The organism is Rhizobium ruizarguesonis (assembly GCF_012349115.1).
GTDB lineage: Bacteria > Pseudomonadota > Alphaproteobacteria > Rhizobiales > Rhizobiaceae > Rhizobium > Rhizobium ruizarguesonis.
This window is the reverse complement of record NZ_PQIG01000089.1, coordinates 150,820-176,287: the sequence shown is the minus strand read 5'-3', so window position 1 is coordinate 176,287 and position 25,468 is coordinate 150,820. Positions and strand designations below refer to the sequence as shown.

24 protein-coding genes are annotated in these 25,468 nt (G+C 61.2%); 13 read left to right on the top strand and 11 right to left on the bottom strand.

Going from position 1 to position 25,468, the window contains the following annotated elements:
- Positions 1-22 precede the first annotated feature (22 nt).
- Positions 23-1,720, top strand: a complete 1,698-nt coding sequence (gene ade, locus C3Y91_RS22380) for an adenine deaminase (RefSeq protein ID WP_026171039.1) — start codon at positions 23-25, stop codon at positions 1,718-1,720.
- A 71-nt stretch (positions 1,721-1,791) separates the two neighbouring features.
- Here ade and bglA read toward each other — a convergent pair whose 3' ends face one another.
- A complete protein-coding gene (gene bglA / locus C3Y91_RS22375) occupies positions 1,792-3,438 on the bottom strand; it encodes a beta-galactosidase BglA (protein WP_168575799.1) in 1,647 nt (548 codons plus the stop codon).
- A 285-nt stretch (positions 3,439-3,723) separates the two neighbouring features.
- On the opposite strand from bglA, the gene C3Y91_RS22370 reads away from it, so the two are divergent.
- The 7 genes from C3Y91_RS22370 to C3Y91_RS22340 all read left to right on the top strand — a co-directional run bounded on the left by C3Y91_RS22370 (position 3,724) and on the right by C3Y91_RS22340 (position 10,818).
- Positions 3,724-5,304: a peptide ABC transporter substrate-binding protein gene (locus C3Y91_RS22370; protein WP_018073900.1), complete on the top strand. Its 1,581-nt coding sequence runs from the start codon at positions 3,724-3,726 to the stop codon at positions 5,302-5,304.
- A 48-nt stretch (positions 5,305-5,352) separates the two neighbouring features.
- Entirely contained in the window at positions 5,353-6,276 is a 924-nt protein-coding gene (locus tag C3Y91_RS22365) for an ABC transporter permease subunit (protein WP_012758514.1), read from the top strand.
- Complete coding sequence (locus tag C3Y91_RS22360; protein WP_018481514.1) at positions 6,273-7,190, top strand: ABC transporter permease; 918 nt, start codon at positions 6,273-6,275, stop codon at positions 7,188-7,190. Before C3Y91_RS22365 ends, C3Y91_RS22360 begins: the two co-directional genes overlap by 4 nt.
- The gene (locus C3Y91_RS22355; protein ID WP_018073898.1) at positions 7,191-8,183 is read left to right on the top strand and encodes an ABC transporter ATP-binding protein; all 993 of its coding nucleotides are present in this window, start codon (positions 7,191-7,193) and stop codon (positions 8,181-8,183) included.
- On the top strand, positions 8,176-9,162 hold the full coding sequence (locus tag C3Y91_RS22350) for an ABC transporter ATP-binding protein (protein WP_018073897.1): 987 nt from the start codon (positions 8,176-8,178) through the stop codon (positions 9,160-9,162). Before C3Y91_RS22355 ends, C3Y91_RS22350 begins: the two co-directional genes overlap by 8 nt.
- A 164-nt stretch (positions 9,163-9,326) precedes the next feature.
- Positions 9,327-9,668, top strand: coding sequence for a hypothetical protein (locus tag C3Y91_RS22345; protein WP_164567987.1), 342 nt, complete (start codon positions 9,327-9,329; stop codon positions 9,666-9,668).
- A 229-nt stretch (positions 9,669-9,897) separates the two neighbouring features.
- The gene (locus C3Y91_RS22340) at positions 9,898-10,818 is read left to right on the top strand and encodes a sugar kinase (protein ID WP_018073895.1); all 921 of its coding nucleotides are present in this window, start codon (positions 9,898-9,900) and stop codon (positions 10,816-10,818) included.
- A gap of 121 nt (positions 10,819-10,939) precedes the next feature.
- Here the strand turns inward: C3Y91_RS22340 and gstI are convergent, their stop codons facing one another.
- Positions 10,940-11,131 (bottom strand): glutamine synthetase translation inhibitor GstI, encoded by a 192-nt coding sequence (gstI, locus tag C3Y91_RS22335; RefSeq protein ID WP_018073894.1) that lies wholly within the window; start codon positions 11,129-11,131, stop codon positions 10,940-10,942.
- A 189-nt stretch (positions 11,132-11,320) separates the two neighbouring features.
- The gene (locus C3Y91_RS22330; protein WP_130662029.1) at positions 11,321-11,539 is read right to left on the bottom strand and encodes a hypothetical protein; all 219 of its coding nucleotides are present in this window, start codon (positions 11,537-11,539) and stop codon (positions 11,321-11,323) included.
- Between the two features lie 24 nt (positions 11,540-11,563).
- Here C3Y91_RS22330 and C3Y91_RS22325 point away from each other — a divergent pair, with 24 nt between their 5' ends.
- Together C3Y91_RS22325 and C3Y91_RS22320 are read left to right on the top strand one after the other, a co-directional pair.
- Complete coding sequence (locus tag C3Y91_RS22325) at positions 11,564-12,604, top strand: glutamine synthetase beta-grasp domain-containing protein (protein WP_017965408.1); 1,041 nt, start codon at positions 11,564-11,566, stop codon at positions 12,602-12,604.
- 245 nt (positions 12,605-12,849) lie between these two features.
- Complete coding sequence (locus C3Y91_RS22320) at positions 12,850-14,031, top strand: glycosyltransferase family 4 protein (RefSeq protein ID WP_075224545.1); 1,182 nt, start codon at positions 12,850-12,852, stop codon at positions 14,029-14,031.
- A 6-nt stretch (positions 14,032-14,037) separates the two neighbouring features.
- Here the strand turns inward: C3Y91_RS22320 and C3Y91_RS22315 are convergent, their stop codons facing one another.
- Entirely contained in the window at positions 14,038-15,051 is a 1,014-nt protein-coding gene (locus C3Y91_RS22315) for an alpha/beta hydrolase (RefSeq protein ID WP_064247877.1), read from the bottom strand.
- A 162-nt stretch (positions 15,052-15,213) separates the two neighbouring features.
- Between C3Y91_RS22315 and C3Y91_RS22310 the strand changes: the two genes are divergently transcribed.
- A complete protein-coding gene (locus tag C3Y91_RS22310; protein WP_075224569.1) occupies positions 15,214-15,651 on the top strand; it encodes a MarR family winged helix-turn-helix transcriptional regulator in 438 nt (145 codons plus the stop codon).
- A gap of 116 nt (positions 15,652-15,767) precedes the next feature.
- Here the strand turns inward: C3Y91_RS22310 and der are convergent, their stop codons facing one another.
- From der to C3Y91_RS22295, 3 genes are all read right to left on the bottom strand, one after another.
- Entirely contained in the window at positions 15,768-17,192 is a 1,425-nt protein-coding gene (gene der / locus C3Y91_RS22305) for a ribosome biogenesis GTPase Der (protein ID WP_024319485.1), read from the bottom strand.
- A gap of 15 nt (positions 17,193-17,207) precedes the next feature.
- Complete coding sequence (locus C3Y91_RS22300) at positions 17,208-17,891, bottom strand: tetratricopeptide repeat protein (RefSeq protein WP_018073889.1); 684 nt, start codon at positions 17,889-17,891, stop codon at positions 17,208-17,210.
- Positions 17,892-18,211: 320 nt separating this feature from the next.
- On the bottom strand, positions 18,212-18,796 hold the full coding sequence (locus C3Y91_RS22295) for an NnrU family protein (RefSeq protein ID WP_130655995.1): 585 nt from the start codon (positions 18,794-18,796) through the stop codon (positions 18,212-18,214).
- A gap of 120 nt (positions 18,797-18,916) precedes the next feature.
- Here C3Y91_RS22295 and C3Y91_RS22290 point away from each other — a divergent pair, with 120 nt between their 5' ends.
- Positions 18,917-19,903, top strand: a complete 987-nt coding sequence (locus C3Y91_RS22290; protein WP_168575798.1) for a polysaccharide deacetylase family protein — start codon at positions 18,917-18,919, stop codon at positions 19,901-19,903.
- A 210-nt stretch (positions 19,904-20,113) separates the two neighbouring features.
- On the opposite strand, the gene sbmA is transcribed toward C3Y91_RS22290, so the two are convergent.
- On the bottom strand, positions 20,114-21,379 hold the full coding sequence (sbmA, locus tag C3Y91_RS22285; RefSeq protein WP_075224546.1) for a peptide antibiotic transporter SbmA: 1,266 nt from the start codon (positions 21,377-21,379) through the stop codon (positions 20,114-20,116).
- Between the two features lie 125 nt (positions 21,380-21,504).
- Positions 21,505-22,689, bottom strand: a complete 1,185-nt coding sequence (locus tag C3Y91_RS22280) for a YbfB/YjiJ family MFS transporter (protein WP_168575797.1) — start codon at positions 22,687-22,689, stop codon at positions 21,505-21,507.
- Between the two features lie 167 nt (positions 22,690-22,856).
- On the opposite strand from C3Y91_RS22280, the gene C3Y91_RS22275 reads away from it, so the two are divergent.
- Complete coding sequence (locus C3Y91_RS22275; RefSeq protein ID WP_003541914.1) at positions 22,857-23,432, top strand: PadR family transcriptional regulator; 576 nt, start codon at positions 22,857-22,859, stop codon at positions 23,430-23,432.
- A gap of 68 nt (positions 23,433-23,500) precedes the next feature.
- Here the strand turns inward: C3Y91_RS22275 and map are convergent, their stop codons facing one another.
- Positions 23,501-24,259, bottom strand: coding sequence for a type I methionyl aminopeptidase (gene map / locus C3Y91_RS22270; protein ID WP_130662031.1), 759 nt, complete (start codon positions 24,257-24,259; stop codon positions 23,501-23,503).
- Positions 24,260-24,404: 145 nt separating this feature from the next.
- Positions 24,405-25,466 (bottom strand): LLM class flavin-dependent oxidoreductase, encoded by a 1,062-nt coding sequence (locus C3Y91_RS22265; RefSeq protein WP_024319480.1) that lies wholly within the window; start codon positions 25,464-25,466, stop codon positions 24,405-24,407.
- Between the last annotated feature and the right edge of the window lie 2 nt (positions 25,467-25,468).

The following is a 25,468-nucleotide window of genomic DNA, read 5'->3' as shown; positions in this document are numbered from 1 at the left end:
CGGTTGTAATGTGAGCAATGCCATGACCACCAAGCTCGAACGTCTCATCGACCAGGGCGTCGGCCGCGTGCCGGCCGATATCGTGCTGAAGGGCGGCCGCTTCTTCGATCTGGTCACCGGCGAACTCGTCCTGTCGGACATTGCGATCGGTGCCGATCGCATCGTCGGCATCTCAGGTAGCTACGAAGGTGAAACCGAGATCGATATATCGGGCAGGATCGTCGTCCCCGGCTTCATCGACACCCATCTGCATATCGAATCTTCGCTCGTCACACCGCATGAATTCGACCGCTGCGTTCTGCCCTATGGCGTCACCACCGCCATCTGCGATCCGCACGAGATTGCCAATGTGCTCGGAACCGCCGGCATCGAATTCTTTCTCGAATCCGCGCTGGAGACGATCATGGACATCCGCGTCCAGCTCTCTTCCTGCGTGCCGGCGACGCATCTCGAAACCTCCGGCGCCGATCTGCCGATCGAGCGCCTCCTGCCCTTCCGCCACCATCCGAAGGTGATCGGACTTGCCGAATTCATGAATTTCCCCGGCGTGATCCACAAGGATCCCGTCTGCCTGGCCAAGCTCGACGCCTTCCAGGGCGGCCACATCGACGGCCACGCGCCGCTGCTCTCAGGCAACGACCTCAACGGTTACCTCTCGGCCGGCATCCGCACCGAGCACGAATGCACGACCGCCGGCGAAGCCTTGGAAAAGATCCGCAAGGGCATGCACATCCTCGTGCGCGAGGGTTCGGTATCCAAGGATCTCGCCGCGCTGATACCCATTATCACCGAGCGGCTGTCGCCCTATCTGGCGCTCTGCACCGACGATCGCAATCCGCTCGATATCGCCGAACAGGGCCATCTCGATCATATGATCCGCACGGCGATCGCGAGCGGCGTCGAGCCCCTGGCGATCTACCGCGCCGCCTCGATTTCGGCCGCCCGCGCCTTCGGCCTCCGGGACCGCGGCCTGGTCGCGCCGGGCTGGCGCGCCGATCTGGTGGTTCTCGACAGACTGGAAAACTGCCGCGCCGACATGGTCTTTTCGGCTGGCCGCCACGTCACCGATGCACTCTTTTCCTCGCGCCGACCGGTTGCCCCGATCGGCCTCGACAGCGTCAAGGCCCGGCCCGTCAACGCCGCCCATTTCGGCGTGCCGGTCGCCGAAGGCGAAACGCCCGTCATCGGCGTACTGCCGGGCAAGATCATCACCGAGCATCGCCGCTATCGCCTGCCCGTCAGGGGCAACGAGACGACGGTCGATCTTGCCAACGATATCATCAAGGTCGCCGTCATCGAGCGCCACGGCAAGAACGGCAACCATGCCAACGGCTTCGTCCAAGGCTTCGGCCTGAAGAAGGGTGCGATCGCCTCGACCGTCGGCCATGACAGCCACAATATCTGCGTCGTCGGCGTCAGCGAGGACGACATGGCCTGCGCCGCAAACCGCCTCGGCGAGATCAAGGGCGGCTTCGTCGTCGTCGAAGACGGCAAGGTCACCGGCGAAATCGCCCTGCCCATCGCCGGCCTGATGAGCCTAGAGCCCTATGAGACGGTTCGCGACATCCTCCACCATCTGCGCAAGGCCGCCTTCGCGCTCGGCGCCACGCTGGAAGAACCCTTCCTCCAACTCGCTTTCCTGCCGCTGCCAGTCATCCCGCACCTGAAGATATCCGACCGCGGCATGGTGGATGTGGACAAGTTCGCGCTGATTGGGTGATGCAATTCCAGGGCTGACTCCGCAGTGGAGCAACCTTTGACCATCGCCTTCAGAGATACAGCAGTCGAACGTCAAATCCGCGCACAAAACCCGTCCAGCGCCGCAAGCTTCACTAGCCCCGCGCCAGCCACCGCCTTGAAGCCCGGCATCTCGAGCGGTTCCCCGAGCACCATGCCATCGGGCAGGCGGAATTCCGCCGGTTTGCGCGTCAGGTTGAAAACGAAGAGCAGTTTTTCTCCGTTCTTTTCGCGGGTGAAGGCGAGCAGATCCTGATAGGTGCCGATGAAGGTCATGTCGCCGTCGATCAGCGCCGGGTAGCTCTTCCGGAATGCGAGCGTCCTGCGGTAGTGATGCAGCACCGAGTTGTCGCCCGCCTCCTGCGTATCCACGGAAAGCGCTGCCTGCTCGTAAGGCACCGGCAGCCAGCTCCTTTCCGCCGAGGTGAAGCCCGCATGCGCCTTGCCGGCTTCCCAGGGCATCGGCGTGCGGCATCCATCGCGGCCCTTGAAGGCCGGCCAGAAGCGGATGCCGTAGGGGTCGCGCAGATCCTCGAAGGCGAGTTCCGCTTCGGGCAGGCCGAGTTCCTCGCCTTGATAGAGGCAGATCGAGCCACGCAGCGCTGCAAGCACCGAGATCGCAAGCTTGGCGATGACAGGCCGCTCTTCCTCCGTCCGCGCAAAACGGCTGACGTGGCGCATGACGTCGTGGTTGGAAAAAGCCCAGCAGACCCAGCCGTCCGTGACTGCCTTCTGGAAGGCCTCGACGCAGCCGCGAATATGCTCGGAGGTGAAATCCGGCCCGAGCAGATCGAATGTGTAACACATGTGCAGCTTGTCGCCGCCACTCGTATAGGCGCCAACCGTCTTCAGCGAACGCGCCCCATCGCCGACTTCGCCGACGGTCGTGCGATCTTCGTACTGATCGAGCAGCGCCCGGAAGCGCTTGAGGAAATCGACATTTTCTGGCTGCGTCTTGTCGTAGAGGTGGTTCTGCATGCCATAGGGATTGCTGTCGGGCGCATCGAGGCCGGCGTCATCCTCATCCGGCTCGTGCGGCGGATTGCTCCTAAGTAGCTTGTCGCAGAAATAATAATTGACCGTATCCAGGCGGAAACCGTCGACGCCGCGGTCGAGCCAGAACTTCACCGTCTCGAGGACCGCATCCTGCACGGCTTTGCTATGGAAGTTGAGGTCCGGCTGCGAGGTCAGGAAATTGTGCTGGTAATATTGCCGGCGTACGCCGTCCCATTCCCAGCCCGGCCCGCCGAAGATCGACAGCCAGTTGTTCGGCGCCGTGCCGTCAGGCTTCGGATCGGCCCAGACATACCAGTCCGCCTTCGGATTGGTCCGGCTCGACCGGCTCTCGACGAACCAGGGGTGCCGGTCGGAGGTGTGCGAGATCACCTGATCGATGACCACCTTGATGCCGAGCCTGTGCGCTTCGGCCATCATCTCGTCGAAATCGGCAAGCGTGCCGAAGATCGGATCGACGTCGCAATAATCGGAAACGTCATAGCCCATGTCGGCCATCGGCGACTTGAAGAAGGGCGAGAGCCAAATCGCGTCGACGCCGAGGCTGGCGATATGCGGCAGCCGGCGGGTGATTCCCCTGAGATCGCCGAGACCGTCGCTGTTGGTGTCCTGAAACGAGCGCGGATAGACCTGATAGATCACCGCGCCGCGCCACCAGTCCGCACTCCCGCCTGCCTGCAATGCCATCGGCTACATCTCCTGCCTCGTTTGCGCTCGCCACACTAAAGCGGACAAAACAAAAGACAACCAGGTGAAGCCGTGATGAGTGCGTGGCTGATGTCGCGGCACATCGTCGCGATCCGACAAGGGGGAGACGTATATAGGCTTGTCCACAACCCCTTTCCACCCTCCGGATTTGGGGTTGCAACGCAAAGCCTTTGCGATAATGTGCGCGCTGACCTGCACGTAAGAGGTCAAACACCGGGAACAAATGTCTAATAAAGGCGAAAAGCCTAGAAAGGTGGACCCACCATGAACCATTTCACGAAAAAATTTCTCGCCTCCGCAATGCTTGGCACATTGCTGGCGTTTTCGGCCCATGCGGCCACGCTCAACATTCACAATGGTGGCGACCCGCAGTCGCTCGATCCGCAGAAGCTTTCCGGGGACTGGGAAAATCGTATCGCCGGCGACATTTTCGAGGGCCTCGTCACTGAGGACGCCAAGGATAATCCGATCCCCGGCCAGGCGGAAAGCTGGACGATTTCGCCTGATGGTAAGGTCTACACCTTCAAGCTTCGCGACGGCATCAAGTGGTCCGATGGCCAGCCGGTAACGGCAGGAGACTTCGTCTTCGCCTTCCAGCGCCTCGTCGACCCGAAGAATGCAGCCGATTATGCCTATCTGCAATTCACCATCAAGAATGCGGAAAAGATCAACAAGGGTGAGATCACCGATCTCAACCAGCTCGGCGTCAAGGCGATCGACGACAAGACGCTCGAAATCACGCTTGAAAACGCCACCCCTTATTTCCTCAATGCCCTGATGCATTACACCGCCTATCCGCTGCCGAAGCATGTCGTCGAGGCGAAGGGCCAGGATTGGGTCAAGATCGGCAACATCGTCACCAACGGCCCCTACAAGCCGGTCGAATGGGTTCCGGGCTCGCATGTCACCACCGTCAAGAACGATCAGTGGTATGACACTAAGGACCTGAAGATCGACGGCGCGAAGTTCTTCGTGCTCGAAGACCAGGAAGCCGCGCTGAAACGCTACCGCGCCGGCGAGTTCGACATCCTCACCGACTTCCCGACCGACCAATACGAGTGGATGAAGAAGAACCTGCCGGGCCAGGCGCATGTCGCCCCCTTCTCCGGCCTCTACTATTACGTCGTCAACTCGCAGAAGCCGCCCTTCAGCGACAAGCGCGTCCGCCAGGCTCTCTCTATGGCGATCAACCGTGAAGTCATCGGCCCGCAGATCCTCGGAACCGGCGAACTGCCGGCCTATTCCTGGGTTCCGCCGGGCACGGCGAATTACGGCGAGCCGGCCTATGTCACCTGGAAGGACCTGCCCTATAGCGAGAAGGTCGCCGAAGCCAAGAAGCTTCTGACCGAAGCCGGTTTCGGCCCGGACAAGCCGCTGCACGCCGTGCTGAGCTACAACACCAACGACAACCACAAGCGCATCGCCGTCGCCATCGCTTCCATGTGGAAGCCGCTCGGCGTCGATGTCGAGCTCGTCAACGCCGAAACCAAGGTGCATTACGACCAGATGCAGCGTGGCCAGGTCGAAATCGGCCGCGCCGGCTGGCTCGCCGACTACAACGACCCTGATAATTTCCTGAACCTCCTGGTGACAGGCGTGCAGATGAACTACGGCCGCTGGTCCAATCCCGAGTACGACAAGATGATCAAGGAAGGCAACGCCGAGACGGATCTCACCAAGCGTGCCGCGATCTTCAAGAAGGCCGAACAGTTGGCGCTCGATGAATCTGCCGCCCTGCCGATCTACTACTACGTCTCGAAGAATGTCGTTTCGCCGAAGATCGAAGGCTTCGTCGACAACATTCAGGACATCCACCGCACCCGCTGGCTGTCGATGAAAGAGTAAGGGAAAACGGTCCTTTCCGCGCACTGCGGAAAGGACCGGCCCACGACCATGATCAAATACGCACTCCGTCGCCTTCTGTCGACGATCCCCGTCATGTGGATCGCCGTGACAGCCTCGTTTTTTGTTTTGCGCCTTGCCCCCGGCGGCCCTTTCGATGGCGAAAGGCCATTGCCGCCGGTGATCCTGAAGAACCTTGCGATCCACTACAATCTCGACAAGCCGCTCATCCAGCAGTACCTGATCTATGTCGGCGACCTGCTCCGGGGCGATCTCGGCCCCTCCTTCGCGAGTGAGGATTTCACCGTCGCCCAGCAGATCATGATCGGTCTGCCCTACACCTTCACCATCGGTACGGCTGCCTTCCTGATTGCCATTATTGTCGGCGTGGCCGTCGGCTGTCTCGGGGCGCTCTATCAGAACAAGGCACCGGATTATATTCTGGGCGCGCTCATCCTGGTGGGTGTCGTGCTGCCGAACTTCCTGATCGCGCCCATCCTGCAGCTCGTCTTCGGCATCCATCTCGCGTGGTTTCCGGTCGGCGGCTGGGGTGACGGCTCGATCAAATACCTCATCCTGCCGATCGTCGTTCTGGCGCTGCCGCATGCCGGCCGTATCTCGCGCATCACGCGCGGCTCGATGATCGAGGTGATGAACCAGAACTTCATCCGCACCGCCAAGGCCAAAGGCATCGGCCCCCGGCTGACGGTCATGCGCCATGCGCTGAAGCCTGCGCTGATGCCTGTGGTCTCCTATCTGGGTCCAGCGGCAAGTTACCTTCTCACCGGCTCGCTGGTTGTCGAGAGCATTTTCGGATTGCCCGGCATCGGCCGCTATTTCGTCAACGCAGCGCTGAACCGCGATTACGGCATGGTTCTTGGCACGGTCATCTTCTACATGGTGCTTATCGTGTTCCTGAACCTTCTCGTCGATATCGCCTATGCGTGGCTCGATCCGAAAGTGAGAAACAGATGATCCTCAACCCCGCAAAGCGTGAGCTGCTCGCGCAGGAACTGCTGGCCGCGGAAGGCCTTGCGCCCGAAAGCCGCTCGCTCACCAAGGATGCCCTGCGCCGCCTCGGGCGCAACAAGGCGGCGGTCCTGTCGGTCGTTGTCCTGACGCTTTTGATCCTCGTCGCCTTCATCGGCCCCTGGTTCATTCCCTTCAACTACGAGGACCCGGATTGGGCGGCCTTCCGCATACCGCCCTCGATCGAAACCGGCCACTATTTCGGCACCGACCCGAACGGCCGCGACCTTCTCGCCCGCGTCCTTTACGGCACCCGCGTCTCGCTTGCCGTGGCGCTGACGGCAACCGTCGTCTCCGTCTTCATCGGCGTGCTCTACGGCGCAGTATCGGGCTATATCGGCGGCAGGCTGGATGCGATCATGATGCGCTTCGTCGATATCATGTATGCGCTTCCCTATATCCTCTTCGTCATCCTGCTGATGGTGATCTTCGGCCGCAACGTCTATCTGCTCTTTGCCGCGATCGGCGCGCTGGAGTGGTTGACCATGGCCCGCATCGTGCGCGGCCAGACGCTGTCGATCAAGCATCGCGAATTCATCGAGGCAGCCCGCGCATCCGGTCAGCGGCCGTTCAAGATCATCATCAAGCACATCATCCCGAACCTCGTCGGCCCGGTGGTGATTTTCGCGGCGTTGACAGTGCCTGAGATCATCGCCACCGAAAGCTTCCTTTCCTATCTCGGCTTCGGCGTGCAGGAACCGCTGACCTCGCTCGGCACGCTGATCGCCGAAGGAACCGATGCCATGGAAAGCATGCCGTGGCTGCTGGTCTTCCCGGCAAGCTTCCTCGTGGCCCTATTGCTCAGCCTGCTCTTCATCGGCGACGGCCTGCGCGACGCGTTCGACCCGAAGGATCGTTAAATGGCGGATACCCTCCTCGAACTCAAAGACTACTCGATCACCTTCAAAACGCCGGATGGAGAGGTGAAAGCCGTCTCCAACATGAACCTGACGGTCAGGCGCGGCGAACGCATCGCCATCGTCGGCGAGTCCGGTTCCGGCAAGAGCCAGACCTTCCTCGGCATTATGGGCCTGCTTGCCAAGAACGGCAAAACAACGGGACAGGCGCTGCTCGAAGGCAAGGACGTGCTGGCGCTGAAGCCGCGCGAGCTCGACCAGATCCGCGGCAAGGACATGGCCATGGTCTTCCAGGATCCGATGACCGCCTTGAACCCGTCGCTGAAGATCTCCCGGCAACTGACGGAACAGCTTGAGGTGCACGGCGGGCTGACGGCACGCGCCGCATCCACTGCTGCCCTCGACATGCTCAAACGCGTCGGCATCCCCGATCCCACACGGCGCTTCCATCTCTATCCGCACGAGCTCTCCGGCGGCATGCGCCAGCGCATCGTCATCGCCATGGCACTGCTCACCCGGCCGAAGTTATTGATCGCCGACGAGCCGACGACAGCGCTCGACGTCACCATTCAGGCGCAGATCCTCGATCTCTTCAATGACCTGACGGCGGAGATGAACACGGCGCTGATCATGATCACCCACGATCTCGGCGTCGTTGCCGGCCTCGCCGACCGGGTCGCCGTCATGTATGCCGGCCGCATCGTCGAGGAGGCGCCTGTCGACGAACTCTTCGACAACCCAGCCCATCCCTATACCGCAGCACTGCATGCCTCGATCCCGCGGCCGGACCAGGATGTCGACGATCTCGTCGTCATCCCCGGCCGTCCGCCGAACCTGCAGCACCTGCCGAAGGGCTGCAATTTCTCGCCGCGCTGTTCGCAGGCCCAGGACGATTGCATCGACCGCCCGCCATTGCTCGAAACGCTGGCGCCGCACCACTGCGCCGCCTGCTACCACCCTTTCCCGCGTCGCGAGGAGTTACTGAACCATGGCTGATCGATCGCTTCTGAGGGTCGAGAACCTGACGACCCAGTTCGAACTGCCGGCCAAGGGCCTCTTCAAGCCGCCGGTCTTCCTGACCGCCGTCAACAATGTCAGCTTCGACCTCAGCGAAGGCCGCACGCTCGGCATCGTCGGCGAATCCGGCTGCGGCAAGTCGACGCTCGGCCGCTCCATCCTGCGGCTGTTGAAATCGCAGAAGGGCCGCATCCTCTGGCAGGGCCGCAACCTGCTCGACCTCACGGATGAGGAAATGCGCGCCGCCCGCCGCGACATGCAGATCATCTTCCAGGACCCGATCGCCTCGCTCGACCCGCGCATGACGGTTGGCGACATCATCGCCGAGCCGCTCACGGTCTTCGAGCCCAAACTCTCAAGGGCAGAGCGCACCGAGCGCGTTCGCGAGATCATGACCGCCGTCGGCCTGGTGCCGGAGATGATCAACCGCTATCCGCACGAATTCTCCGGCGGCCAGGCGCAGCGCATCGGCATCGCTCGCGCGGTCGTCACCAAACCCAAGCTGATCATCTGTGATGAGCCGGTTTCGGCCCTCGACGTCTCGATCCAGGGACAGGTGATCACGCTTCTGCGCAAGCTGCGCAAGGAATTCGGCCTGACGCTGATCTTCATCAGCCACGACCTCTCCGTCGTGCGCCTGATATCCGACGATGTGCTGGTGCTCTATCTCGGCAGGGTGGTGGAAGCCGGTGATTGCGCAACCGTCTTCGATCACCCGGCCCATCCCTATACGCAGGCGCTGTTTTCCGCCGCGCCGATCCCGGATCCGAAACTTGCACGGCTGCGCACGCGCATCCGCCTGCAGGGCGACCCGCCCTCGCCGCTCAACCCGCCGAAAGGCTGCGTCTTCTCGCCGCGATGCTGGAAGGCGACCGACATCTGTCGCACCGAAATGCCGCCGACCGAGCAGGTCCGCCCCGGCCAGACGGCTGCCTGTTATTATATGGACAGGCCATGAGCGAAACGAAGGCCGCGCAAGCGGTCTTCGCCTTCAATATCTGATGCGCCATCCGTTCTTGGGACGAAGTGGACTATTTTTGGGTCTAAAGTCCCCAATAAGAAAGATTTTATGAGCGCGTGCTATCCCATTTTGGCCTAATCGCAAGCCAGGGGAACGCATATATGAAATCGAAGATATCAGTTTTGATCGCACTCGCCGCCACGATGATCGCCGCCTCCGCCGGTTCGTCGCATGCAGAAGATCTAAGCTTCAAGCTCACCAATGGAACGAACTCCGTCCTGGCGCGCTTCTACAGCTCGCCGACCGGCGTCGACGAATGGGAAGAAGACGTCTTCGGCGACGACGTTCTCAATCCTGGTGAAAGCATGGACATCACCATCGCCGATGGCCGCACCGTCTGCAAATATGACATGCGCTTCGAATTCGAGGAGGGCTCAAACCTCGCAACCACCGAAGACACGCAGAATCTTTGCGCGATGGGCAGCTACACTATCCACGAATAGGTATTAAGAGCCCGCCCTCGCATCGTCCGTGAAGGCGGGCTTTCATCTCGCGTGATATCGACGCTTGTCACTTCGCCCGGCTCCGCGTATCAGCGAATGAAGACCAGCGCACAATCCTTTCCGAAAATCGGGATCGATTTTCGGAAAGGATTGTGCGCCAATTCAAAGTGATAGAGCGTCCTTAGCGCGTCCTGTTCGACGCTCGGCGCTCTAATGCCGGGAGGACAAGGTGAGCAGACGGTTTCTATCGATCGGTGAATGCATGGTGGAACTCTCGCAAGCAGGCGACGGCCTGCTGCGCAAGGGCTTTGCCGGCGATACCTTCAACACCGCCTGGTATGCCCGCGCCTGCCTTGCCGCCGACTGGTCGGTCGACTATTTCACCGCCCTCGGTGACGACGCCATGTCGGATGAAATGCTGGCCTTCATCGACACATCAGGTATCGGCACGAGCCTCATCCGCCGCATCAAGGGCAGGACGCCCGGTCTCTATATGATCAACCTGAAGAATGGCGAACGCTCCTTCAGCTACTGGCGCGACAGCTCGGCGGCCCGCAGCCTGGCTGCCGATCCGGACAGTCTGCGCGAGGCGGTGGAAAGCGCTGCCGTCATCTATTTCTCCGGCATCACCCTTGCCATCCTGCCGCATGAGGATGCCGAGACGCTGCTCGCCGAAGTCCGTCGCGCCAAGGCCGCCGGCAAGCTCGTCGTCTTCGATCCGAACATCCGCCCGCGCCTCTGGTCGAGCTACGACGTGATGCACACGACGATCAGCGAAGGCGCCCGCTCCTCCGTGGTCGTCATGCCGAGCTTCGACGACGAGGCCGCCCATTTCGGCGACGATTCCATCGAGGCGACGATCCATCGCTACCGTGCACTGGGTGCCGTCGATATCGTCGTCAAGAACGGCGCTGACGGTGTCACGCTGAATTTTGCCGGCGAGCAAACCTTCGTTCCGGCCGAAAAGGTGAAGAAGGTGGTCGACACGACCAGCGCCGGCGACAGCTTCAACGGCGCCTTTCTCGCACGATATCTCGAAGCAGGCGATGCGCCTGCCGCCGCCCGTTTCGCAGCAAAGGTCGCTGCCCGCGTCGTCAGCGAACATGGTGCACTGGTGGTGAAGGAGAAGCTTGGATTGGATGGCGGCTAGCCACACATGCCGACACAGTACGAACGCGATGCGCAGGCGCTCCCCGCCTTGTCGACATCGCTTGCTCCGCTGTTCCTCCCCGAAATCGATTCCGATTTCAGGGTTGTGCGACCAGGGGAAATCAGGACTTCGTCGGCCGGTCGGATTCGCGAACCGCCTCGTCATGGTACCAGCAGCTGTCGAGCGCGGCATCGCAGACTTCGGCTGCCTCGCGCTCCATCAGGCGGGCGCGTTCGAACCGGTTGGCGTTGCGTATCGCCTTGACGGGAAACTGGTAGATCGTTGCGGATTCACGGTGGAAACCGGTGGGCATGAGATCGCCTCCATTCAGCTCGGCGTATCAACATTTCAGGACCGCTACCATAGCATAATGCACATAGTTTATGCAAATTGCACAAAATAAGAGCAATGTTGCAATTGTAGCCGGTCGGCATGCTGTCTCGACCAAAAGCTTCCGCCAATTTGTTTAACACTTCATCATTTCAGCTTAACGCCGCAATTTTCATCCGGTTCCAGACGGGAAAAGTGCGTTTTGATGGGCGATACCGCCTGCGAGCGTTAAAAACAGCCCGATTTTCCAAAAGGGGAAAAATCGGTCGGTATGCTGATTCGCGATTTTTCTTTCGCGTGGCGCCAAAACTGGCACGCTACGTGCTTTTAAAGCATCATCCCTGGCGATCGGATGCGCTTGCGCGCCGAGATTGCCTCCGGATTTGCTCACCTTTGTAGCACTGAGAGAGTCGCGATGACAAAATTTAAGCTCGAGTACATTTGGCTCGATGGGTACACACCGGTACCGAACCTGCGTGGCAAGACGCAGATCAAGGAATTCGATGAATTCCCGACGCTGGAACAGCTTCCGCTGTGGGGCTTCGACGGTTCGTCGACCATGCAGGCCGAGGGCCGCAGCTCTGACTGCGTGCTGAAGCCCGTCGCCATTTATCCCGATCCGGCCCGCACCAACGGCGCTCTCGTCATGTGCGAAGTCATGATGCCGGATGGCGTCACGCCGCACGCATCGAATGCCCGCGCCACCATCCTCGACGACGAAGATGCCTGGTTCGGCTTTGAGCAGGAGTATTTCTTCTATCAGAACGGCCGTCCGCTCGGCTTCCCTGAGCAGGGCTACCCGGCTCCGCAGGGTCCTTATTACACCGGCGTCGGCTACTCGAACGTCGGCGATGTCGCCCGCGAAATCGTCGAAGAGCACCTCGACCTCTGCCTCGCTGCCGGCATCAACCACGAAGGCATCAATGCCGAAGTGGCCAAGGGTCAGTGGGAATTTCAGATTTTCGGCAAGGGCTCCAAGAAGGCCGCCGACCAGATCTGGATGGCACGCTACCTCCTGCAGCGCCTGACCGAAAAGTACGGCATCGACATCGAGTATCATTGCAAGCCGCTCGGCGATACCGACTGGAACGGCTCGGGCATGCATTGCAACTTCTCGACCAAGTACCTGCGCGAAGTCGGCGGCAAGGAATATTTCGAAGCGCTGATGGCGCAGTTCGACAAGAACCTGATGGACCACATCGCGGTCTACGGCCCCGATAACGACAAGCGCCTGACCGGCAAGCACGAGACTGCTCCGTGGAACAAGTTCTCCTACGGCGTTGCCGACCGTGGTGCTTCGATCCGCGTGCCGCACTCCTTCATCAAGAACGACTACAAGGGCTATCTGGAAGATCGCCGCCCGAACTCGCAAGGCGACCCCTACCAGATCGCTTCGCAGGTTCTGAAGACGATCTCGGAAGTTCCGACTGCAAGCTCGGCTTCTGCTGCCGCCTGACCTCCCGAACGGCGCCGGTCCAGGACCGGCGCCGTGACCTTCTTTTTTCCGTATGAAAACCGCCGCCGGCTACCGATATAATCGGGGCGATCGGTCAGGCGAAAGCCCTGCAATCCTTGCGATATGGGCTGTAATATTTCCATCATGGTCATGCCTCAAAATAGAGAAGCGGGAATCGCCGTTCCGGAACCCCGCTTTGGGGTTGAGCGTTGGCATATCACTGCGACGCGGATGGAAATCGTGACATGCTGCAACGTCCGGCAAACACTTATAGCGGCGAGAGCTGGGCCAATGCCGCTGCCGCCGGAAACCTGCCCGAGAGGCTGGTGATCGTCACCGATGCCTGGCACCCGCAGGTCAACGGCGTCGTGCGTTCGATCGAGAACACCAACCGCGAACTGGCGAAGATGGGCGTCGAGGTTTCGATGGTGACGCCGGAGCGCTTCAACAGCATCCCCTGCCCGACCTATCCTGAGATCCGCCTGTCGATCGCCAATTACCGCCGCATCGCCCGCGAGATTGAAAAGCACAATCCCTCCTACGTGCATATCGCCACTGAAGGTCCTCTGGGGCTGACCGCCCGCCGTTGGTGCCTGAAGAACCGCATGCCGTTTTCGACGAGCTACCACACCCGCTTCCCGGAATACGTTTCCGCGCGCCTGCCGATACCGAAGAGCTGGCTCTACTCCTTCGTCCGCTGGTTCCATAATGGCGGCGCCGGCTGCATGGTGGCGACACCGAGCCTTGCCCGCGAACTGTCGGAAAAGGGCATCCGCAACCTCATGCCCTGGAGCCGCGGCATCGACGCCACCCAGTTCCGTCCGATGGCGCTCGCGGCAAACCCGTTCGGCTTGGCGCGCCCAATCTTCATGACCGTCGGCCGCGTGGCGCTGGAAAAGAACCTGCCGGCCTTCCTCGATCTCGACCTGCCGGGTTCCAAGGTCGTCGTTGGCGACGGTCCGGCCCGCGCCGAACTGGAAAAACAATATCCCGACGTCTTCTTCGCCGGCGTGCAGCTCGGCGAGGATCTGGCGAAAACCTATGCCCAGGCCGACGTCTTCGTCTTTCCCTCGCTCACCGACACCTTCGGCAACACCATCCTCGAAGCACTGGCATCGGGCGTGCCCGTTGCAGCCTATCCGGTCACCGGCCCGCTCGATATCATCGGCGAGGATAGCGAAGTCGGCGCGCTCGACCAGAACCTGCAGGCCGCCTGCCTTGCTGCCCTCTCCGCCTCGCGCGGCAAGGCGCGCGAACTCGCCATGCAATATTCCTGGGAAGCGGCGACGCTGCAGTTCATCAACAATATCCGCGCCGCCAATGGCGTCATCACGCCGAAATGGCGGAAGGCTTGGCAGTATGCCAAGTCGCTTCCTAGAAGCAGAAAGCCCGGCGAAACCGCCGGGCCTCTCCCGTCTGCAGACTGATTGATTTTACTTGTGAAGCGCGCTGCGAAGCGTGTCGTTCGCGACCGCAATCGCGCTGCGCGCGGCAGGCGTTTCAGCAATGGCGTTCAGCAGCACGAAATCGTGGATCGTGCCGTTATAACGCATCGACGTGACCTTGACGCCAGCCTGGCTGAGCTTGCGGGCATAGGCCTCGCCCTCGTCACGCAGCACGTCGTTCTCGTCAACGATGATAAGCGCTGACGGCAGGCCGTTCAACTGCTCCAGCGACGCCTGCAGCGGTGAGGCCGTCGGCTCCTTGCGCTTGGCTTCATCAGGCAGATAGGCGTTCCAGAACCATTTCATCGCTTCCTTCGTCAGCCACGGGCCATCGGCGAACTGGTTGTAGGAACCATTGTCGAAATTGGCGTCGGTGACGGGGTAGAACAGCACCTGCTGATCGATGGCAGGACCGCCGCGTTCCTTGGCAAGCAGCGTCACCGCCGCCGCCATGTTGCCGCCGACGCTATCACCTGCGACCGCGAGCCTGGAGGCGTCGACCTTGAACTCCTTGGCATGCTCGGCGACATATTTGGTCGCAGCATAAGCCTGCTCGATGGCAACGGGATAGCGGGCTTCCGGCGAGCGCTCGTAGTCGACGAAGACGACGGCGGCATCGGCGCCGTTGGCGATCTCGCGCACCAGCCGGTCATGCGTATCCGCATCGCCCAGCACCCAGCCGCCGCCATGGAAATAGAGAATGACCGGCAGCGTGCCCTTGGCATGTTCCGGGCGGACAATGCGCAGCTTGATGCTGCCTGTCGGACCAGCCTTGATGACCCTGTCCTCTTCCTTGGCGGCAAGCTTCTTCACATCGCCTTTCTGCGCGCCGGCCAGGACATTGCGGGCATCGGCCGGCGACAGCGTGTAGATCGGCTTGCCGCCGGCAAGCCCGTCGATGAATTTCTGCGTTGTCGGTTCGAGTACCGGATCGGCAAGCGCGCCAACGGCGGAGGCTGCGAGCAGTGCTGCTGCGGAAACTGCGGTCTTGATGGTCGACATTGTCTTGTCCTCTCGGTTTCGATGTTCGTCGCGAACACGGCTTTTATATCGTGCACGATTGTTTATCGTGCAAATTAAATTTCCGCATAGCTGCCATGCATAAAAAGCGCCTACGATTATTTATCGCACGATATATATTTGATTGGTTTTGGAGATATGCTCATGCAGGATCAACTGAAGCTCGACAATTTCATCTGCTTCGCCGTCTATACGGCAAGCCACGCAATGAATCGCGTCTACAAACCGCTGCTCGACACGCTCGGCCTCACCTATCCGCAATATCTGGCGATGGTTTCGCTCTGGGAGCAGGACGGCCAGACCGTCGGCGGCTTGGGTGAAAAGCTCTTCCTGGAATCGAGCACGCTGACCCCGCTGCTCAAACGCCTTGAAACCGCAGGTTATGTCAAACGCGAACGCAGCCGGGAGGACGAACGCGTCGTCGTCATCCGCCTGAGCGAAGAAGGCATTCGCCTGAAGGAAAAGGCGATCGGCATCCCGGGTTGCATCGCCGCTGCCAGCGGTCGCGATGCAGTCGACCTCACCCGCCTCCAGGCCGAGATCGTGGCACTGCGTGAAGCGCTGAACAAAAACGTGGCTTAGATTGCCAGATAGCTATCACAGTGCCTGTGATACACCTCTTCTGCCCTGGCGGGCAGGGCAGAGGGGGGCTCCACGACGCGTGCGCAATGCCCCACCAATCAGTGCAAGCTCCCCGCCTACGTCCGCCTCTTCTTGCCTTCGAACGGATTTTCAGGCGAGCGGAAATGGATGCGGATCGGCACGCTCGGCATGTCGAAATCGGCGCGCAACCCGTTGATCAGATAGCGTGTATAGGATTCCGGCAGCGCATCCGACCGGGTGCAGGAGATCATGAAGGCTGGCGGGCGAGCCTTGACCTGCGTCATGTATTTCAGCTTGATGCGGCGGCCGGAAACGGCCGGTGGCGGATGCTGGATCTGCTGCGTCTCCAGCCAGCGGTTGAGCCGCGCTGTCGAGATGCGCTTGTTCCAGACCCTGTCCGTGTCGATGATCGACTGCATCAGCTTGTCGAGCCCCCAGCCGGTCTGGCCGGAGATCGGCACGGCGCGGATGCCGCGCGCCTGCGGCAGCAGCCGGTCGGTCTTTTCGCGCAAGTCGGCAAGCACCGCCTGCCGATCTTCGATCATGTCCCACTTGTTGAAGGCGAGCACAGCGGCACGGCCTTCACGCAGCACCAGGTCGACGATCTGTAGGTCCTGCTTCTCGAAGGGGATCGTCGCGTCGAAGACGATGACGACGGTTTCGGCGAAGCGGATGGCGCGCAGCGCATCGGCAACCGAAAGCTTCTCCAGCTTCTCGATCACCCGCGCCTTACGGCGCATGCCTGCCGTATCGAACATCTTGATGGTGCGGCCGCGCCAGTCCCATTCGACCGAAATGGAGTCACGGGTGATGCCTGCCTCCGGCCCGGTCAAAAGCCGATCCTCGCCGAGGAAGCGATTGATCAGTGTTGACTTGCCGGCATTCGGCCGGCCGACGATCGCCACTCTGAGCGGCTTCGTCTCATCATAGGTCGGCTCCTCGTCCTCGTCGCTGCCCTCGCCTTCGGTCTGCGGAATGTCGACGTCAGTGACGGCGACATCCTCCTTGGCGGGATAGGCTCGGTCCTCGCCGATTGCCGCAACGATGGCGTCACGCAGGTCGAGCATGCCCTGCCCATGTTCGGCCGAAATCGGCGTCGGCTCGCCGAGCCCGAGCGTATAGGCGTCGTAGAAACCGCTATCGGAGCCGCGTGCCTCGGATTTGTTGGCAACGAGCACCACCGGCTTGCCGCGCCGGCGCAGCATTTCGGCAAGGTCGGTATCGACGGGCGTCAATCCGCTCTTGGCGTCAACGACGAAGAGCGAAAGATCCGCCTCGTCGATCGCCGCTTCCGTCTGTGCCCGCATCCGGCCCTGCAGGCTCTCCGCGTCGGCCTCTTCCAGACCAGCCGTGTCGATGATCGTGAAAGTCAGGCCCATCAGCCGCGCATCGCCCGGCCGGCGGTCGCGGGTTACACCTGGCGTGTCATCGACAAGCGCCAGCTTCTTGCCCACCAGCCGGTTGAAAAGTGTCGACTTGCCGACATTCGGACGACCGACGATGGCGACCGTGAAACTCATTCTTTTTCCTTAAGCTCAGCCCTGAGCGGCGGGCGCCTTGCCGGATGCGGTAATCAGATCAAGCATCATATGGGCGCGATTGGCAACATTGCGCGGGCTGTCGGTATCGTCGACGATCGACTGGAACCACTGCCGCGCCTGCGCCATGTTGCCGGCTTTGTAAGCGGCAAGGCCGAGTGCCTCGCGCGCCGAATGACGGAAGGCGTTGCCCGGAACGGCCATCTCCTCGATCGCGGCCGAAACCTGCTCGTAAGCGCCGTTCTCGATGAGCAGCCAGCCGGCACGCATCTTGGCGGCATCGCGCACGGCGGCCGGAACGCCGTTGTCCTTGCCGATCTCGTTGAAGGCGGCGATCGCGGCAGCAGTATCGCCCTTCTGCACCTGGACCGTCGCGGCCCGCATGCGTGCCAGCACCGGATAGGCGCCATGGCCTTCCTTCTCAAGCTTGTCGAGCGCGGCCAGCGCCTCGTCGTTCTTGTTCTCGTCGGCAAGCTTCATCGCCGCCAGGAACTGGTCGCCGGTGCCGGAGGAACGGTTGTCGTCCCAATAGTCGTAGAGAACCTTGCCGGCTGTGCCGGCGACGATCAGAATGGCGACGACGATGATATAGCGGCCGAACCGGCGCCAGACGCCCTTCATCTGGTCGGATCGCAATTCCTCATTGACTTCACGGATGAAGCTGTCGTCGTTGAATGCCATTCTCGTCTCCGGCCGCGGAAATACCCATACACCATGCAAAACGCATATTGTCGGGCCTTCTACTCCATTTTGCAGCGGTTGTAAGGGGGATGTGAAAGATTAGAGCAATTCCAGGAAAAGTGCGAAGCGGTTTTCCCACGCAAAGCGCGAAGCGCTTTTGCCGGGAATTGCATAGAAACAAAAGGTTAGAGCGGTTCTGAGCTTCCGTGAAAAGCTGAACCGCTCTAAAGCGCCGCGCGTCCAACAGGACGCTCTAACACTTTGAATCCGCGTGTAATCCTTTCCAAAAATCGGAATCGATTTTTGGGGTTATGCGCGGGTCAGATGACGAGCGGCGAAACGCCGATCAACCATTCATGCAGCTTCCAGATGATCAGCGCCCAGACGACGATGCCTATAACGATCGCATAGAGGTCGTATTTGGCCGAGACGAACGGCCGGAGCGTGATCTCACCCGCCCGCTGCCGCCGTTTCAGGGAAATGCGCAGGATGACGCCCCAGGCGAGAAAGGCGGCAAACAGCAGGACCGACGACGTCTCGCCATTGGCGAGCAGGTGCGCCAGCGCCCAGATCTTCACCGACAGCACCATCGGATGCTTGGTCTTGGTCGCGATATGCCCCGCCGGCAGCAGCGAGGCGACGAGACAGATCATCGCGATCAGCATCAGCGTGATTGTTATATGCGCCATCCAGACCGGCGGATTGTAAAGCACGCCGGTCACATCACGCGCCTGCCCGAAGCCGTAGATCAAAAGGATCAGCGTGGCGATGCTGGCAATCGAATAGGCCGCCCGCCAGCCCTTCTCGCCGAGGCTTGCGATCATCGAACGGCGAAAGTCCGGCGACACCACTCGCACCAGATGCACCCCGAGGAAAAGTATGATGCCGACGATAAGCAATGTCATTGTGGATCCCTTCCGTGCCGTTTGTCATGGCTTAGAGCCTGGCGTGAAAAAATGCCAGCGAGACCGCAGCTTCGCCGCAATTCTATTGGAGGAAACCCCGAACAAATTGTCGCGGTGTCTATGTCCCGTCTTCTCCTCTCCACCTGCCTTTCTGTTTCGCTCCTCATCCCGGCGATTGCCGAGGCGGCCGACCGGCCGAAACAGCTCGTCATCATTTCCTTCGACGGTGCCCACGACAATGCGCTCTGGTTGAAGAGTCGCGAGATGGCGGCGAAGAACGGTGCCCACTTCACCTATTTTCTCTCCTGCACTTTCCTGATGAACGAGGCGGCGAAGAAGGCCTACCAGGCGCCGTACCAGAAACGCGGAAAATCCAACGTGGGCTTCGCCCAGAGCGACGACGAGATCCGCGAGCGCCTCGGCAATATCTGGCACGCCCATCTCGAAGGACACGACATATCGAGCCATGCCTGCGGCCATTTCGACGGCCGCCTCTGGAGCGAGGCCGACTGGTCGGCCGAATACGCCACCTTCCACGCGACGCTTGAGAATGCCTGGAAGAGCGTCGGCCTTCAGGCGCCTGCCGGCTGGCAGGATCTGGTTGATCACGGCATCAAGGGCTTTCGCGCCCCCTATCTCTCGGCAACTGCGGGCGCCGACATGATCGCCGCCGAAAAGAAGGCGGGCTTCACTTATGACGCGAGCCTCGTCACCAAAGGGCCTGCCATGCCTGTCGAGGAAGACGGCATCACTCGCTTCGGCCTGCCGCTGATCCCCGAAGGCCCGAGCGAAAAGCCAATCATCGGCATGGACTACAATCTCTTCGTCCGCCATTCCAAGGGTGAGGAGGATACGGCCGATTCCACGGAATTCGAGGACCGCGCCTATGCCGCCTTCAAGGAGGCTTTCGACAAGCAATATGCCGGCGCCCGCATCCCGCTCCAGCTCGGCTTCCACTTCGTCGAAATGAACGGCGGCGCCTACTGGCGGGCGCTAGACCGACTTGTCAGCGACGTCTGCCACCGAACGGATGTGGCCTGCGTCAGCTATTCGGAAGCGATCCCGATGATCGAGGCCCGCGGCAGATTGCAGACGTCAGGTCTTTGATGGCGGCTATGAGCGCTGTCGAGCCTGCAAGGTGTCTCTAAGTTCCCTTGAACGAGACAACGTGCCGGGCCGCCGCCCTCATTTACCTATCGGCATCTTCTCCCCGCTGGGGAGAAGAGATTCGTTGCGACGCTGCGCCCCCCTTCTACCCAGCGAGGAGGAGGCGCCCCAAACGCCAATCTTCCGATCGCTCGCAGAATACCCCGCCCATCAACCGTCGGCGTGCACAACGCCCGTCTCGCGCTCTAGGTAGCGCTGGTCGATTTCAGGCAGCGGTTCGTCGTCGATTGCCGCCTCGAAGGCCTTGAGGCGTTTGTGAATCGAGAGCAGTTCAATGATCGTCGTCCAGGAATTGACGAGATACTGGAACGAGTTGCTGACCTGTCCGAAGGCGGTCGAGATCTGCTGGAAGATACCGTAAGTGATAGTGCCCGCCACGATCGTCGGCACCAGCATGAAGACCACGAAGAGCGCGTCGGCCTGGATATAGAAATAACGGGCAACATTGAAATACATGTAGTGGAAATACATGCGGTAATAGTTACGGCGAACGTTGCCGAAGAGCTCCCTGACTGTCAGCGGCTCAGCCCGTTCCCCATGGTCCTCGCCATAGACGAGCTCCTTGCGATACGCCGCCTCGACGCGCTGGTTGCGGAAGTTCAGCCCCGGCAGCTTGACGCCGGCGACCGCCAGCAGAAGCGTGCCGAACGCCGACCAGAACAGCGCCAGCCAGAAGAGCGAATTCGCCACCGGCCCGATGAACGGCAGTTCGGTCACGTAATGCGACAGCGCCAGAAGGATCGGAAGGAATACCACGAGCGTCATCACCGAGTTGATGAGGCTGATGCCAAGACCTTCGAGCGTGCTCGAAAAGCGCATCGTATCTTCCTGAACGCGCTGGGAGGCACCTTCGATATGACGAAGCTTTTCCCACTTCGACATATAGAAATTGTTCATCGCCGTTCGCCAGCGGAAGATGTAATGGCTGGTGAAGAAGTCGGTCATGATCGATACGAACATGCTGAGGAATGCGATCTGGCAGAAGACCCACATCAGGGTGTAGAAATTGTCGACGGAAATGCCTGGCTGCTTCGACAATGCGTTCTGCAGAAGGTCACCAAACGGCCGGCGCCAGTTATTGATCACAACGCTGATCTGGACGCCGAAGTAGGTCACGAAGATGATCAGCGCCGAACCCCAGATCGACCAAATCTTCCAGGGGTGGTTCAGCGCTTTCAGATGCCACGCGGCGCAGAAGATCGCCGCCGACAGCAGAAAATAGCCGTAGAACCAGACATTTTCGGGCAGCAGGAAGAACGAGAGGTCAATCGGCTGCTGTTCTTCTGCAACCGGCGCGTAGCCCAGCGATGCGCCGAGACTGGCGGCGAAGAGATACCAGCCGGCAATGGAAATCAGGGTCCAAACGACGAGCGAAGTAAAGAACGCCTTTGGCTGCGGAAAAAAGGAATGAAACACGGGAGGCTTTGCTTTCCTGAACTGTGAGTCTCGGGAGTGTCGTCGAACACTGATTGTGCCGGAAACTAAGGCAGTTCGAAGGAAGCAGCAATGGGTTCGGCCGATTGTTACGGAGATGTAACCGGTTAAGAGATTTTCTTGATCACCGGCATCACCAGCGCTGCGCAGGCGACGAGTGCTATGGCTGCGATCACTGTCGGGACGGTGAAGCTGCCTGCGCGCTGGGCGATCCAGCCGGCGACAACAGGCCCGACGATCTGGCCGACGCCGAAGGCGGCCGTCATCATCGCCAGGATCCGCCGCGGACTGTCAGGCGAAAGCTTGCGGCCGATCTGCAGTCCGTAAGCGGTGATCGCCAGGAACGTCGCCCCGAACAGCGCTCCCCCGATCAGCGGTGCGACGGAAGGCGGTAGCGCCACCGTCGCAAGCACCCCGGCGGCCTCGACCAGAAGGGCTGCGACGTAGACCCCGCCAAGCCCGAGCGGCCTGACCAGAGGCTTCCAGGCAAACAGCGCTACCGCCGACGTCAGCCCGGCGATGAACCAGCAGAGGAATTCGACGAAGGGTCCCGTTGCAGAAAGGCGCGCGATGGTGACGAGGAAGGTCGCGGTGATGACGTAGCCGAAACCGAACAGGCCGTAGGACAGCGTCAGCAGCACCATCGGCCGGTTCCAGACCAGCGCCGGCTCCTTGCCCGCCTGCGCCGATTGCGCCGGCGCCGACGGCAATAGCAGGAAGACGACGACGAGGCTTGCCGCGCAGTAGAGCGCCCCACCGATCCAGTCGACGCGCCAACCGCCCGGCCCGTCGTGAAAGCCAAGTCCGATCAACAGCACCATGACCGAAGAAAGCGCAATACCTGCCCCCGGCCCGCCGAAATGCGCCGCCTGCACATGGTCGTTGCCGGCGGCAGCCCCGTGGCTGAGCACGATCGACGAGGTGAAGACCATCGCAAAGGCGCTGGCGACACCGGCCAGGAAGCGAATGATAGCAAAGACGGCAACGGAATCGGTGGTGGCCATGGCGGCAAGCAGGATTGCGGTTGCCAGCAGCGACAGCAGCGCCACCAGCCGCTCCCGTCCGGCCGCCCAGCCATAGGCGGCAAGCACGGCACCGACGAGATAACCGACAAAATTGGCCGATGCGATAAAGCCGGCATCCGCCGCCGAAAGCGGCACGCCGCTGATCATACCGGGCAGGATCGGCGTGTAGGAGAAGCGCCCGAAGCCCATGGCAGCTGCCATGGCGACAGCGCCGGCAGCGGCGGTGGAGACGAGGTTCGGTGGGGAGTTTCGGGTGCGGGCGAGCATGCCCGCGTTTATCGCGCTGCAGCATCGGTGGCACAATCAAGTAATTCTGATCGATCGATCAATTTCCCGAAACGCCGGAAATTTTCACCCCCTCTTGAAAACAATTATCTTACGATATATGTTTTACGACATAGTCAACGATACATCTAACGATGAAAGGAAGACCCATGAGAGGTTTTAAAGGCGGCATGTTCGGCGGAGATTTCCGCATGGGCCGCAAATTTGCGGCTGGCGATCTCCAGCTCGTCATCCTGGCCCTGCTCGCTGAGCAGCCGCGCCACGGCTATGAATTGATAAAGTTGCTCGAGGAGCGGTCCGGCGGCTTCTACGTGCCGAGCCCCGGCGTCATCTATCCCGCCCTCACCTATCTCGAGGAAACCGGCCTTGCCGAGGTCGAGGTCGAGGGCGCCAAGAAGCTCTACCGTATCACCGAGGCCGGCCGCGGCCGCGTCGAGGAAAACCGCGCCATGATCCTGCATACGTTCGCCAAGCTGGAACGCATCGGCGAGAAGATGGCCCATGTGAAGCGTGTCTTCGAAACCGACCGTCACGGCGCCGACGAAGGCGATGACGGTGATTTCATGCAGGACGGCGGCGATATCCGCGCCGCCCGCATGCTGCTGCGCTCGGCCATGCGGATGCGCTATCCCTGGTCGAAACCCGAAGCCGCCCGCATCGCCGGCATCCTCGAACGCGCCGCCACCGAAATCCTGCAAGGCGGCAGGCCGGGAACGCGGGGCTGAGACGAAGACTGTACGGCGGGATTTGAGACGAAGTCAGCTCCCGCCATCTTCATTGTCCAGCGCCGGTCTTACGCCCGCTCATCCGGCAAGGTCAGAATCACCGGCCCGTTGCGCGTCGCCACCACCGTGTGTTCGTATTGCACGGTCGGCGCCTTCGGATCGGCATAGAGCGTCCAGGCATCGTCGCCGCCTTCAGCCCATGTCGCGCCGAGTGAGAGAAACGGCTCGACGGTGAAGACGAGACCTTCCGTCATCATCCGTTTTTCCGAAGGGTCCGGCCAGGTCGAGAGCTCGGCCGGCTCCTCATGCAGGGAGCGGCCGACGCCGTGGCTCGCCAGATTGGCGACCAGCGTATAGCGGTTCTTCTGCGCGAAGGCGCCGACGGCTGTGCCGATCTTCGCCAGCGGTTCGCCCGATTTCACTTGGTTGAGACCGACCCAGAGCGCCCGCTTACCGTCGCGGCAAAGCCGCTCGATCTTCGGTTTGACCGGCGGCATCGCGAAGGAGGCGCCGGTATCCGCAAAGAAACCATCCTTTTCCGCCGAGACGTCGATGTTGATGAGGTCGCCGGCGCGGATGACGCGCGGGCCGGGAATACCGTGGGCGATTTCCTCGTTGATACTGATGCAAGTGGCACCGGGAAACTGGTAGCAGAACTCCGGCGCCGAGCGCGCGCCCGAATCCTCGAGCACCTTGCGGCCGATCTGGTCGAGCTCCAGTGTCGTCATCCCGGGCTCCATCGCCGCCGCCATCACCTGGATGGCGTTGGCGCAGATGCGGCCGATCTCCTTGAGCTTTGTCAGTTCGTCGTCGTTTGCGATAACCATTCGTCTGTTCCGGCCTTGCGCAGGGGCGGCAGCGGCCGCCTTGAGCGCCGCGCCTCCAACAGGAAGCCTAAGGACGCTCTGTCACTTCAAATCTGCGCATACTCAGTTTCGAAAATCGATTCCGATTTTCGGCGTTATGCGCTCGTCAAGCCGTGGCTTTCGCCTCTTCGCTGCTATCAGTCAACGCCTTTCTGACGATCGGCGCGACTTTCGTGCCATAAAGCTCGATACCGCGCATGATCTCGGCATGCGGCATCAGACCGATCGCCATCTGCAGCAGAAAGCGGTCGTTCTTGAAAAGCGCGTGATGGGCGATGATCTTTTCGGCGACCGCCTCGGGATCGCCGACGAAGAGCGCACCATTCGGCCCGCGCGACATGTCGAAATGCGCCCGGTTCGTCGGCCCCCAGCCGCGCTCGCGGCCGATGCGGTTCATCACCTCGGCCTGCGGACCGTAGAACTGGTCGGCGGCGGCCTCCGTCGTATCGGCGATGAAGCCGTGGACGTTGATGCTGGTCTTAAGCTTCGCCTGATCCTGCCCTGCCCGGCGCGCGGCCTCGCGGTAGAGATCAAAGAGCGGCGCGAAACGGCGCGGCTCGCCGCCGATGATCGCCAGTGCCACCGGCAGGCCCAGCGCGCCGGCGCGCGCCACCGACTGCGGCGTACCGCCGACCGCAACCCACAACGGCAACGGATCCTGCAGCGGTCGCGGATAGACGCCGCGCCCGTTGATCGGCGCGCGAAGCTCGCCCTTCCACTCCACAACCTCGCTGTCGCGCAACGCCAGCAGCAGATCGAGCTTCTCCTCGAAAAGCTGGTCGTAATCTTCGAGATTATAGCCGAACAACGGGAAGGACTCGATGAAGGAACCGCGCCCGGCCATGATCTCGGCTCGGCCGTTGGAAATCAGGTCGAGCGTCGAAAACTGCTGGAAGACGCGCACCGGATCATCGGACGAGAGCACGGTGACCGCACTGGTCAGCCGGATGTTCTTCGTCTTGACGGCGGCCGCCGCCAGCGCGACCGCGGGAGCCGACGCCGCATAATCCGGCCGATGATGTTCGCCGAGCCCGAAGACGTCGAGCCCCACCTGATCGGCAAGCTCGATTTCCTCGATAAGATGCTTCAGCCGTTCGGCCGCTTCCGCGCCCTTGCTGCGGGAAGGGTTGGGATTGACGTCGGCGAATGTGTAAAGCCCCAGTTCCATTG